Below are 13,176 nucleotides of genomic sequence, written 5' to 3' on the forward strand. Positions count from 1 at the left end.
TCAATCAGTTTTCAATCAATATAGGAGTATGCTTTAAGTGGTGACACTTATTTTTGTATCTCTTATTCTAAAACATTTAATTTATGAAGTGCTACTCATCTCAAAATTCTGAAATATGTTAAAATTCAAATGTAAATAAAAATAGAAAAAGGTGGAAAAAATGATTCCAAATTTGAGTACAAATCGTACAACGTTACGTGAGTTTGTAGAAAGCGACTGGGAGCAAGTTCATAAATATGCATCTCAAAAAGAGGTTTGTCAATTTCAGCCGTGGGGACCAAATACTGAATACGATACAAAGGAGTTTGTTGGAACGATACTTGTTGATCAGAAAAAAAATAATAGGACAAGGTTTGCATTTGCAATTATTGAAAAAGAGGCAAATGAATTAATAGGCTCGATTGAGTTTAATATTAGGGATGAACAAAATCGAATCGGTGAAATTGGATATATCATTCATCCGAGTTATTGGCGAATGGGATTTGCAACCGAGGCTACGAAAGAAATAATTTCATTTGGATTTAAAAAGTTTAAGCTTCACCGAGTTTATGCAACATGTGATGTTAGAAATATTGGATCTGCAAAAGTACTCGAAAAGTGTGGGCTAACTTTGGAAGGAAAAATGCGCGAAGATTTATTACTAAGAGATGGATGGAGGGACACATTTTTATACAGCATTTTAGAACATGAATGGAGTAATTAGGGGAGTAACGGTAGGTATGGCAAAAAAGAAGAGGTTAAAAGAGAAAAAATTTTATACATTTCTATTCATTTCTGTTTCCACTTGACCTTGGTTTCCTCACCTTTCACTCGGTTAATGTTCGTGTTTTGGTGCATAATTCTTTTGAAGTAGTAATAAAAAGGAAAAAAGTTTTGTAAAACACAAACATTATTCTGTTATTTTATGAGATTTTAAGTTAAAATGTAGAAAACAGTTTATAGTATTGAGTTTGCTTAGAAACGTTAATAATAATAAAAATTGGAGTTAATGAATACAGTCGTTGGAACTTGTTAAAAAAAGTGGTAAAATAACGTGTTACTATACAAATTAGAATTCGTTATAACCTATGCAACGAATGATGAATTTAGCTTAAAGGAGTTTATTATTTTGATGAAACGTAGAAAAGCAAGGGAACTTGCATTACAAACATTATTTCAAATGGATTTAAGTGAGGCAAATGCAACAGAAGCATTAGAGCATGTATTAGAAGAAGCTGAAGAAAAACAAGATGCATTTTTAGATGCGATCGTAACGAATTTTGTTGATCATAAATTGGTGATTGACGAACAGTTAGCTTCAAAAGTCGAAAGTTGGACGATTGATCGCTTAGCTAATGTTGATCGTAATATTCTTAGAATTGCTTTAGTGGAATTAAATTACTTAGAGGATGTTCCTAAAAGTGTAGCAATCAATGAAGCGATTGAAATTGCAAAAATTTACGGTGACGATGATTCTAGTAAATTTATCAATGCGGTATTATCAAAATTCTAAATAGATAATTGTTTATATGCATAGGGGGAAACTAAAATGGTAGCAACATTAATTAATGGTAAAGAAATTTCAGTATCTATTCGTGAGGGTTTAAAAAATGGTGTTTCTGAATTGAAAAGTCAAGGTGTTACACCAGGTTTAGCAGTTGTTTTAGTTGGGAATAATTCTGCTTCAAGAACATATGTAAATTCGAAGCACAAAGCATGTAATGAACTAGGTATGTATTCGGAAGTAATTGAATTACCTGAGACAGTTTCTGAAGATGAATTATTATCGGTTGTAAACAAATTAAACGATGATCAGGCAATTCATGGTATTTTAGTTCAGTTACCACTACCTGCTCATATCTCTGAAAAGAAAGTAATTGAAACGATTTCTCCATTAAAAGATGTTGATGGATTTCATCCAATTAATATTGGAAGAATGATGACTAATCAAGATTCATTACTACCTTGTACTCCTTTTGGTATATTAAAATTAATTGAAAATACAAATATTCCGATTAGTGGTAAACATGTGGTTGTTATTGGTCGTAGTAATATTGTAGGGAAACCAGTTGGGCAGTTATTTTTAAACGAAAACGCAACGGTTACTTATACACATTCACGTACAACTAATCTTAAAAATATTACAAAGCAGGCTGATATTCTAATTGTTGCTATTGGTGTAGCAAAATTAATTACGGCTGATTATGTTAAAGAAGGTGCAATTGTTATTGACGTCGGAATGAATAGAGATGAAAATGGCAAATTGTGTGGAGACGTAAATTTTGAAGATGTAAAAAATATTGCTGGATTTATTACTCCTGTACCAGGTGGAGTTGGTCCTATGACAATTACAATGCTACTTCATAATACGTTAAAAGCGGCGTCTCAAATTGATCATAAAATTAATTTGAGTGTAAAACTTTAATCATATTGCTTTGCAAGAATGAAAGAAGGGGTAGGCATGACGGAAAAGCTACCAGTTACTGTTACCGCATTAACTAAATATTTAAAAGCAAAATTTCAAGCGGATCGAAATTTACAAAGTATACTTCTCCGTGGAGAAATCTCAAACTTTAAACGTCATTCATCTAGCGGTCATTATTATTTTACCTTAAAAGATGATGGTGCTAGAATTGCGGCGGTCATGTTTCAATCCTATAATGCTAATATAGCATTTCAACCAACTGATGGTATGCAGGTTATTGTTCAAGGTGAAATAAATGTATACCCTGGGTCTGGTAGCTATCAAATCTACATAAGAGACATGCAGCCTGACGGGGTTGGCGGTCTCTTTGTAGCTTATGAACAATTAAAGAAAAAACTATTAGAAGAAGGACTCTTTGATCAGAAATTTAAGAAAAAGATTCCTTCTTTTCCTAGTGTAATCGGGGTTGCGACTTCACCGACTGGAGCGGCCGTACGGGACATTATAACAACAATTCAAAGAAGATATCCAATTGGTAAAATAGTCGTAATACCTACTCTTGTACAAGGAGAAGGTGCCCCTGTATCAGTTGTGAAATCGATTGAAACAGCTAATAAAATGAAAGAAATTGATGTTTTAATAGTCGGGCGAGGTGGAGGTTCAATAGAGGAGCTTTGGGCTTTTAATGATGAAAAAGTGGCAAGAGCTATTTTCACATCAAAAATTCCAATTATTTCAGCAGTTGGGCATGAGACCGATACAACTATAGCTGATTATGTAGCTGATTTACGAGCTCCTACACCAACAGCTGCGGCAGAATTAGTTTCTTTAAGTCAGAGGGAAATTCTTGAACAATTTTCAGTACGAGAGACTAGACTTAATAAAGCGATAGATACAATTATCGAACGTAAAAAAGCTCAATTAAAGTCTGTTCAAGATGCTTATGTTTTTAGATATCCAAATTCATTATTTCACCCAAAACAAGAACAGTTTGATCGGATTAATGAGCGCTTTCACACGACAATAAATGAAATTGTTAAATCGAAAATCAATAAACATAAAGAGCTTAATTCGTCTTTACTAATACATCATCCGAGTAATAGAATTCAGCTTGAAAAACAAAAACACTTGCAGTTACATATGACTTTACAAAAAGAATTTAATCGACTTGTAACCCAGAAAAAATTTGAAATGGAAAAAATAGTGCATACACTTGATGCACTTAGTCCATTAAAGGTCATGGCCAGGGGTTATTCATTAGCTTATAAAGATAATAATGAACTGATAAAATCGGTTAACCAAGCAAAAAGCGGAGATCGATTCCAGTTACAAATGACTGATGGAAAATTAAATTGTGAAGTACTTGAAGTAAAAGGAGAGTAAAGCAATTGTCACAAAACGAACTATCTTTTGAAGAAGCAATTAAAGAGATTGAAACGATTGTACAAAAACTAGAGCAAGGTGATGTACCACTTGAAAAAGCAATCGAATATTTTCAAGAAGGTATAAAACTGTCTCAAGTTTGCCAAGAAAAGCTTACAAAAGTTGAAAAACAAATGACATCGATTTTAAATGAACAAGGTGAGCAAACTCCTTTTACTGTTGAGGAGGAATAATATGAACACTTTCAAGGAATTTATGGAGTATTCCAGTAGACTTGTTAATGAAGAAATGATTAAATCAATTGAGAGTTTAAAAGCGCCAGAGAGATTAAAAGAATCGATGTCTTATTCATTACAAGGTGGCGGGAAACGAATTAGACCTCTTTTACTTTTCGCGACTCTAGATGCATTTGGTAATGACCCAGTACAAGGGATTAAACCAGCATGTGCTTTGGAAATGATTCATACTTATTCATTAATTCATGATGATTTACCTTGTATGGATGATGATGATTTCCGAAGAGGAAAACCGACGAATCATAAAGTATTTGGTGAAGATCTTGCAGTATTAGCAGGTGATGGTTTACTGACATATGCATTCAAATTAATTACAGAAATGAATGAAAATCAAGTGTCTAATTCAGTGAAGCTACAATTGATTAGTGAATTAGCAATTGCTGCTGGTCCTGAAGGTATGGTTGCTGGTCAGGTTGCAGATATGGAAGGTGAAAGTAAACAGCTAAGTGGTGAAGAATTGCAGTATATCCATGAACGAAAAACGGGTAAAATGCTAATGTATCCAGTTATCGCGGGTGCAATTATTTCAAAAGCTTCAGCTGAGCAATTATCACATCTAACACAATTTGCATATAAACTTGGCATAGCATTTCAAATACAAGATGACATTTTAGATGTAATTGGCGACGAAGAAGTTTTAGGAAAGCCAGTTGGCAGTGATATCGAAAATGATAAAACGACATATGTAAAGCTATACACAGTCGAAGGGGCAAAAGAGAGACTGCATACTTTTATTACAGAAGCTAAACAACATGTTAGAGCATGTGGAATTAAAGATGATTATTTAATCTCAATATGTGATTTTGTAGGAAATCGCAGTTTTTAACCTTTAATTATGTAATGAAATGGTTGTCCATTGAATAGATTTATACATTTATGTATAATGTAGGTACTTTATAACAAATGCTAATGTTGTTAATCAAATATACAGAAATGTTTGCCGTTAACACATCTGTGCTAGCGGCTTTCTTTTCATTTTGATGGAAAATATTGATAATTTTAATCTATAAATATAAAAAACATTAAACAGTTTTTAATAAAAATGGTATTATGATACATGGTGTTAAGAGTAAGTCTTTTCGAAACTAGCGTTTAACTACAAGTATGGTAAAATCATTTTATAGATAAAATTACATAATAATGAATTATTTAAAGAGATTTAACATCTAGGAAGGTGAGTGATCCAAGATGGATCTTACGACAATTGAAAATCCGAGTTTTTTAAAAAATAAAACGAACGGTGAGTTAGAAGTATTAAGTGAAGAAATTCGTAAATTTCTTATTCAACAACTTTCTGAAACTGGTGGCCATATTGCACCAAATTTAGGGGTTGTAGAATTAACGATAGCATTACATAAAGTCTTTGATTCGCCTAAAGACAAATTTTTATGGGATGTAGGACATCAATCATATGTTCATAAAATACTAACTGGTCGAGCGAAGGAATTTACTACACTAAGACAATTTAAAGGATTATGTGGTTTTCCAAAGCGAAATGAAAGTGAACATGATGTATGGGAAACAGGGCATAGCTCGACTTCTTTATCTGCTGCGATGGGAATGGCTATTGCTAGAGATATTAAAAAAACTGGAGAGTATATTGTTCCGATCATCGGAGACGGTGCTTTAACAGGCGGGATGGCTCTAGAGGCAATGAACCATATTGGTCATGAGCAAAAAGATGTCATTGTTATATTAAATGATAATGAAATGTCAATCGCACCGAACGTAGGTGCTTTACATAGCATTTTAGGTAGACTTCGAACAACCGGGAAATATCGTTGGGCAAAAGGTGAACTTGAAGGTGTCATCAAAAAAATTCCAGGAATCGGCGATAAACTATCAAGTACATCAAAGAAATTAAAAGACAGTCTTAAATATTTAGTTACGCAAGGAATGTTTTTCGAGGAAATGGGCTTCACTTATTTTGGCCCAGTTGATGGACATAGTTATGAAGATTTATTTGAAACGCTTGAATATGCAAAGAAAACTAAAGGTCCTGTTTTAGTGCATGTTTTAACGAAAAAAGGAAAAGGGTATAAGCCTGCTGAAAGTGATGACATCGGAACTTGGCATGGCACTGGTCCTTATAAAGTTGAATCAGGTAAGTTAATTAAGCCAAATCAAGCACCACCTGCATGGAGTAAGCTTGTGAGTGATACGGTTTTGAAATTAGCTTTAAATGATGAGCGAATCGTTGCGCTAACACCTGCGATGCCAGTAGGTTCAAAATTGGAAAATTTCCAAGCGCTATTACCTGATCGAATTTTTGATGTCGGTATTGCAGAACAACATGCCGCAACTGTAGCAGCTGGTTTAGCGACACAGGGGATGAAGCCGTTTTTAGCAATTTACTCTACATTCCTACAAAGAGCTTATGACCAAGTGCTACATGATATTTGTCGACAAAATTTAAATGTGTTTATTGGCATAGACCGTGCAGGGTTAGTTGGGGCAGATGGTGAAACACACCAAGGTGTATTTGATATAGCATTCCTACGTCATATACCTAATTTAGTATTAATGATGCCTAAAGATGAAAATGAAGGCCAACACATGGTTAATACTGCCATTAAATATGATGATGGTCCTATTGCATTACGTTTCCCAAGAGGAAATGGAATTGGTGTTCCAATGGATGAAGAGTTAAAAGAAATTCCAATAGGCTCATGGGAGGTTTTAAGAGAAGGTTCTGATGCCGTAATCCTAACATTTGGAACAACAATTAAAATGGCTCTAGATGCTGCGGATGAATTAGAAAAAGATAATATTTCTGTAAAAGTAGTAAACGCTAGGTTTATTAAACCGATGGATACTGCTATGTTAAGTGATATTTTTAAAGATGGAAAACCAATTTTAACGATCGAAGAAGCAGTCCTACAAGGTGGGTTTGGAAGTGCCGTCTTAGAATTTGCAAGCTCAAATAATTTTCAAAATGTCCGCGTAGAACGCATCGGTATACCTGATTTATTTGTTGAGCATGGTGATGTTGATAAATTGCTTGAAGAAATTCATTTAACAAAAGATGAATCGGTTAAAAAAATCCGTGAAATGATTTGTAATAAATAAGAGGATGACATATAAATGGCAAAAAAGGAACGAGTAGATGTACTCCTAGTAGATCGTGGTTTAATGGAAACACGCGAAAAAGCTAAACGAGCGATCATGGCAGGTCTTGTTTATACAAATGAACAAAGATTAGATAAGCCAGGAGAAAAGATTGATATTGAACAACCATTGCAAATTAAAGGTGAAGTAATGCCATATGTGAGTCGTGGTGGATTCAAATTAGAGAAAGCTTTAAACACATTTGATGTATCAGTGCAAGATAAAATTATGATTGATATCGGTTCTTCAACAGGTGGCTTTACAGATTGTGCTCTTCAAAATGGAGCGAAAAAATCATATGCACTTGATGTTGGGTATAATCAGCTTGCATGGAAATTAAGACAAGATGAACGCGTAATTGTTATGGAGAGAACAAATTTTAGGTATGTGAAACCAGAAGATTTAATCGAAGGACTACCGCAATTTGCTTCAATCGACGTGTCATTTATTTCATTGAGATTAATTTTACCAGTTCTAAAAACATTACTAGTACCTTCTGGTGATGTTGTCGCTTTAATCAAACCACAATTTGAAGCAGGTAGAGAACAAGTTGGTAAAAAAGGGATTGTACGCGAACCGAAAGTACATGAACAAGTAATCGAAATGATGGTCGACTTTTCACTACGTCAAGGATATGATGTTAAAGCATTAACTTTCTCTCCTATTACAGGTGGAGATGGTAATATTGAATTCTTAATTCATCTTCATTGGGAAGGTTCAAAAGAAGTTGGAACGAACGAACTAAAGCGTTCTCCAATGGAAATTGTAAATGAAGCACATAGTGAATTGAAGAAGACCAAATAATAAAAAGGAAACCTATTTGGTTTCCTTTTTCTCCTTTTTTCCAAATGGGGATATCGGTAAAAATAGTATTTAATATTTAAATACTAAAAAATGCATTTTATGAAAACGTTTAAAAAAATATATACAATAACGAGTAAGTTAGATAAGATAATCTTACATAAGTAAGATATTTGTCGGAATTTGCAAAGAGGTGTATTATGAATAAAGGTCAGCGTCATATAAAAATACGTGAAATTATCGCGAAAAATGAAGTCGAAACACAAGATGAATTAGTACAATCATTACGAGATTTAGGTTTTAAAGTAACCCAAGCAACTATTTCTCGTGACATAAAAGAGCTACACTTAGTAAAAGTACCATTATCAGATGGTAGATATAAATATAGCTTACCTGCGGATCAACGATTTAATCCATTACAAAAATTAAAAAGACTTTTAATTGATTCATTTATTAAAATTGATAGTTCTAGTCATTTAATCGTAATGAAAACATTACCGGGTAATGCTAATGCTGTTGGTGCATTAATTGACCATTTAGATTGGGCTGAAATTATGGGTACAATCTGTGGTGATGATACGATATTAATTATTTGTCGTACACCTGAAGATGCTGAGCATTTAAAAGAAAAATTTATTGACATGCTTCAATAGGAGAATGGTTTTAAAAAAGAGGAGAGAAACTCATTGTTATCTGAAATTATCATTAAAAATTTTGCAATCATTGAGGAAGTAGCCATTTCATTTGAAAAGGGTTTAACTGTACTAAGTGGTGAAACAGGAGCGGGGAAGTCAATTATTATTGACGCCATCGGTCTATTACTTGGTGGTCGTGGGTCTGCAGAATTCGTAAGATATGATACTGATAAAGCAGAAATAGAAGGCTTATTTCATATCGAAAATGAGAATCATTTAATTTACGCTAGATGTAGAGAATTAGGTTTTGACATTGAAGATGAAATGATTATTTTAAAAAGAGATATTACTTCAACTGGAAAAAGTATTTGCCGCATCAATGGTAAGTTAGTGACAACTTCTATTTTAAAGGAAATTGGTGGTCTCTTGGTTGATATTCATGGACAACATGAGAGTCAAGATTTAATGGACCAAGATCATCATTTACCGATGTTACAGCAATATGATGAAAAAGCGATTCATCCTTTAATTACTGAATATCAATCAATTTTTAATAACTATATGGCCTTAAAAAAACAGTTAAAGCAATTGACAGAAAATGAGCAACAAATGGCGCATAGATTAGATTTAATCCAATTTCAGCTATCAGAAATTCAAAATGCTAATTTACAGGAAAATGAAGACGATCAGCTGATGGAAGAAAGACTTAAAATTTCTAATTTTGAACGCGTTTATAAATCATTAGTTGAGGCATATCAAAGTTTATCACAGGATGGATCAGGTTTAGATTCAGTTCGATCAAGTATGTATTCTTTAGAATCTGTAACAGATATTGATAATGATATTAAGGAAATGCATGAGGGTATTAGTAGTAGTTATTATTTATTAGAAGATATATCGTATCGATTACGTGATTCCATTGAACAAATGGAATATGATCCAAATAGACTGAATGAAATTGAAACACGTTTAAGCGAAATCTCTACTCTTAAAAAGAAGTATGGACATAGTGTTGCAGACATCCTACAATACGCGGAAGGTATCGAACAAGAGTTAGATACGATCCAACATAAAGATAAGCATATAGAGAAGCTAGAGAAAGAATTAAATCAAGTAACGGATAAACTAATCGAAGCTGCAACATTGCTTTCAGATAAACGTAAAGAATTAGCTATTAAATTAACAGCTGATATACATAAAGAATTAAAAGAGCTTTATATGGATAAAACGACCTTTGAAATTATGTTTGAAGTAGAAGAAGGTCAAGAAACAGATCCTTTATTAGGTGACAAACATGTAAAGTTTAAAAAAGATGGATTTGATTTTGTCGAATTTTATATATCGACAAATCCTGGTGAGCCTTTAAAGCCGTTAGCTAAAGTTGCATCAGGCGGAGAGCTATCAAGAATGTTCCTTGCTTTAAAGAGTATATTTACTAAGCACCAAGGAATTACGTCAATCATTTTTGATGAAGTCGATACAGGTGTTAGTGGAAGAGTAGCGCAAGCAATAGCGGAAAAAATACATAAGGTATCGATTAATTCTCAAGTACTTTGTATTACTCACTTACCTCAGGTTGCATCTATGGCAGATACTCATTTATTTATAGCGAAATTAATTGATGGCAACCGAACAAAAACTTCTGTTACGCCGTTGCGAAATGATCAAAAAATTAATGAAATCGCAAGAATGATTGCTGGAGTAGAAATTACAGACGTTACGATTCAGCATGCTAAAGAATTGATTGAACAAGCAACTTCAACAAAATTTCAAGCTCAATAACATAAGAGAATTTTTAATGATAGTAGTTTTTTTACTATTCATTAAATATTCTCTTTTTTTTGTGGGAATTATTGATAAATTAGTAATTGGAAAATGCTAAATGAAACATACTAATACAACATTATACGAGAAAGTATCTATCATAATTTTACAATCATATTTTGCTTTTACAAAGCTAACATTAACTACATAGCCGCGAATTAAAAAAAATGAAATTTGGCGCTAAGGAGAGTGATTCGCTTGTGAAAAAGGTAAATGTTCATCGAATAATAAAAATTCTTCTCCTTTTATTTATAGTTGGTATTGGCGTGTTTAATATAAATCAAAAAAATGTATTTTCATCTACCATAAATAAAGATCAACAAAGCGAAATCGTAAATGTTGCTTTAGGTATGAATGAATTACCAAGCAAAAAGGTGGATGTAAAAGTATTAAACCATTTAAGAATAATACCAGGAGGACAATCAATAGGAGTAAAACTTAATTCAGTTGGTGTCTTAGTCGTTGGGCACCATTTAGTAAATACGAGCTCAGGACAAAAGTCTCCAGGTGAAATTGCAGGTATTAAGGTTGGAGATATGATAATAAAAATGAATGGTAAACAAATCGAAAAAATGTCGGATGTACTACCATTTATTCAAAAAGCTGGGAAGTACGGAAAACCGATTAAAATCACTGTAAAACGTGAAGGGAAGTATTATACAAAAATGCTACAACCTATTCGTGATCAAGGCCGTGACAGCTATAGAATAGGCTTGTATATAAGAGATTCAGCTTCTGGTATTGGTACGATGACTTTTATTGAACCAAATTCATTAAAATATGGCGCATTAGGACATGTCATCTCAGACAGCGATACAAGAAAGGCTATAGAAGTAGAAGACGGGCATATAGTCTATTCTACAGTTACAGCTATTGAAAAAGGCTCAGATGGTTCCCCAGGAGAAAAAATTGCACATTTTGCTCTAGATCGCGGAACGATCGGCAATATCACATCTAATAGTCCCTTTGGAATATTCGGTAAAGTTAATAGTACAATTGACAATGGAATTATGTCTCAACCTTTACCGATTGCATTATCAAATGAAGTGAAAAAAGGTCCTGCTAAAATACTTACTGTTATACATGATAATAAAGTTGAAGCATTTGACATAGAAATCGTGAGCAGTATCCAACAAAAATTTCCATCTACAAAAGGGATTATTTTAAAGGTAACTGATAAACGTTTACTTAAAGAAACCGGTGGAATCGTACAAGGCATGAGCGGCTCACCAATCATTCAAAATGGAAAATTAATTGGTGCAGTTACACATGTTTTTGTAAATGATTCAACGAGTGGATATGGAGTTCATATTGAATGGATGCTTGATGAAGCGAAAGTCCCAATATATGATTATCAAAATAAAAAAGCATCTTGATGTAAAATACACCTACTAAATTTAGTAGGTGTATTTTTTTGAAATTAGATTGAATATGGAAAAAAATGGTTATATACTAGTAACAAGAACGAGTTGATTAAAAAATTATTAATATAGAAAACAGTTGAGAATAAAGAATATTTTAAGACTTTGTAAATTTTTATTAAAAATTATAAATTTACATACTATTTCATTTTTTATATAATGAATTATATGATAATTCGACTTAATACATAGTTGTTTTTATTGCTATCGTCGAATGCTAGAAGAAAATGAAGAAAACTATCTATATTAATAAAAATATTCAGAATTTATAATAAAAACAGGAAATAAATTTTTATTGTCGAAATTATCGGTAATAAGTAATGTAATTCACTATAGAGGATGTAGGGAGGAACGGGCGTGGAGAAAATTAAAGTATTATTGGTTGATGATAATAAAGAACTTGTTATCATGTTGGAGAACTACATTAACGCACAGACTGATATGGAAGTGGTTGGAGTTGCGTTTAATGGACAAGATTGCTTACCTCTAGTGAAGGACAAAAAGCCAGATGTATTAGTATTAGATATTATTATGCCTCATTTAGACGGTTTAGCAGTTTTAGATCGCTTACGTACTGGCTTAGTTGAGAAAATTCCAAACGTAATTATGTTAACTGCTTTTGGTCAAGAGGATGTAACAAAAAAAGCGGTTGATCTTGGAGCGTCATACTTTATCTTGAAACCATTTGATATGGAGCATTTAATCAGCAACATTCGTCAAGTAGTTGGAAAAGGTAGCTCAATTACTAAACGAAATGCCCCATCGCTTGTTTCAAATTACGAAAGTAAGCCACGTAACTTAGATGCAAGTATCACTAGTATCATTCATGAAATTGGTGTACCTGCTCATATTAAAGGTTATATGTACTTACGGGAAGCAATTTCAATGGTTTACAATGATATTGAGCTACTAGGTTCAATTACAAAAGTATTATATCCAGATATTGCTAAGAAATTTAATACTACTGCTAGCCGAGTTGAGCGTGCGATTCGACATGCGATTGAAGTAGCATGGAGCCGTGGAAATATCGATAGTATTTCTACATTATTCGGTTACACAATTTCGATGTCAAAAGCAAAACCAACAAATTCAGAATTTATTGCAATGGTAGCAGACAAATTGCGCCTAGAACATAAAGCATCATAAGTTAATTTTTAAGTACAAATTGCCCAAGAAAATTTCAATTCCGATAAACTTCTAACAGTGGATTCCACAGACTTATTCTCTAAGCGAATAACTTCTTACGAGATCTTCGGTATTTTTTCGCATTAGCAATTATTAATTTAAAAAGAAAACGTTGTCTA

Annotated in this window: 11 protein-coding genes and 1 pseudogene; all 12 read left to right on the top strand. The window is 33.0% G+C overall.

Annotated elements, in window-relative coordinates:
• Positions 1 to 160: 160 nt before the first annotated feature.
• The 12 genes and pseudogenes from CN692_RS15620 (at position 161) to spo0A (ending at position 13,018) form a co-directional block, all read left to right on the top strand.
• Positions 161 to 703, top strand: coding sequence for a GNAT family N-acetyltransferase (locus CN692_RS15620; RefSeq protein WP_098120080.1), 543 nt, complete (start codon positions 161 to 163; stop codon positions 701 to 703).
• A 408-nt stretch (positions 704 to 1,111) separates the two neighbouring features.
• Positions 1,112 to 1,492 carry a transcription antitermination factor NusB gene (nusB, locus tag CN692_RS15625; RefSeq protein ID WP_098120109.1) on the top strand — a complete coding sequence of 127 codons (381 nt, stop codon included), beginning with the start codon at positions 1,112 to 1,114 and terminating at the stop codon, positions 1,490 to 1,492.
• Between the two features lie 36 nt (positions 1,493 to 1,528).
• Positions 1,529 to 2,404, top strand: a complete 876-nt coding sequence (gene folD, locus CN692_RS15630; RefSeq protein WP_098120081.1) for a bifunctional methylenetetrahydrofolate dehydrogenase/methenyltetrahydrofolate cyclohydrolase FolD — start codon at positions 1,529 to 1,531, stop codon at positions 2,402 to 2,404.
• Positions 2,405 to 2,440: 36 nt separating this feature from the next.
• Positions 2,441 to 3,787 (top strand): exodeoxyribonuclease VII large subunit, encoded by a 1,347-nt coding sequence (gene xseA, locus CN692_RS15635; RefSeq protein WP_098120082.1) that lies wholly within the window; start codon positions 2,441 to 2,443, stop codon positions 3,785 to 3,787.
• Between the two features lie 5 nt (positions 3,788 to 3,792).
• On the top strand, positions 3,793 to 4,020 hold the full coding sequence (locus tag CN692_RS15640) for an exodeoxyribonuclease VII small subunit (RefSeq protein WP_098120083.1): 228 nt from the start codon (positions 3,793 to 3,795) through the stop codon (positions 4,018 to 4,020).
• Position 4,021: 1 nt separating this feature from the next.
• Positions 4,022 to 4,909: a polyprenyl synthetase family protein gene (locus CN692_RS15645; RefSeq protein ID WP_098120084.1), complete on the top strand. Its 888-nt coding sequence runs from the start codon at positions 4,022 to 4,024 to the stop codon at positions 4,907 to 4,909.
• 362 nt (positions 4,910 to 5,271) lie between these two features.
• Positions 5,272 to 7,152, top strand: a complete 1,881-nt coding sequence (gene dxs, locus CN692_RS15650; RefSeq protein WP_098120085.1) for a 1-deoxy-D-xylulose-5-phosphate synthase — start codon at positions 5,272 to 5,274, stop codon at positions 7,150 to 7,152.
• A 15-nt stretch (positions 7,153 to 7,167) separates the two neighbouring features.
• The gene (locus tag CN692_RS15655) at positions 7,168 to 7,995 is read left to right on the top strand and encodes a TlyA family RNA methyltransferase (RefSeq protein WP_098120086.1); all 828 of its coding nucleotides are present in this window, start codon (positions 7,168 to 7,170) and stop codon (positions 7,993 to 7,995) included.
• Between the two features lie 197 nt (positions 7,996 to 8,192).
• The gene (gene ahrC / locus CN692_RS15660) at positions 8,193 to 8,645 is read left to right on the top strand and encodes a transcriptional regulator AhrC/ArgR (RefSeq protein WP_098120087.1); all 453 of its coding nucleotides are present in this window, start codon (positions 8,193 to 8,195) and stop codon (positions 8,643 to 8,645) included.
• Between the two features lie 33 nt (positions 8,646 to 8,678).
• On the top strand, positions 8,679 to 10,409 hold the full coding sequence (recN, locus tag CN692_RS15665; RefSeq protein ID WP_098120088.1) for a DNA repair protein RecN: 1,731 nt from the start codon (positions 8,679 to 8,681) through the stop codon (positions 10,407 to 10,409).
• 293 nt (positions 10,410 to 10,702) lie between these two features.
• Positions 10,703 to 11,827: pseudogene (spoIVB, locus tag CN692_RS15670) on the top strand (SpoIVB peptidase); the annotation flags it as partial.
• Positions 11,828 to 12,229: 402 nt separating this feature from the next.
• Positions 12,230 to 13,018, top strand: coding sequence for a sporulation transcription factor Spo0A (gene spo0A / locus CN692_RS15675; protein ID WP_098120090.1), 789 nt, complete (start codon positions 12,230 to 12,232; stop codon positions 13,016 to 13,018).
• Positions 13,019 to 13,176: the final 158 nt, after the last annotated feature.

The organism is Bacillus sp. AFS002410, from assembly GCF_002556365.1.
Classification (GTDB): Bacteria; Bacillota; Bacilli; order Bacillales; family Bacillaceae_G; genus Gottfriedia.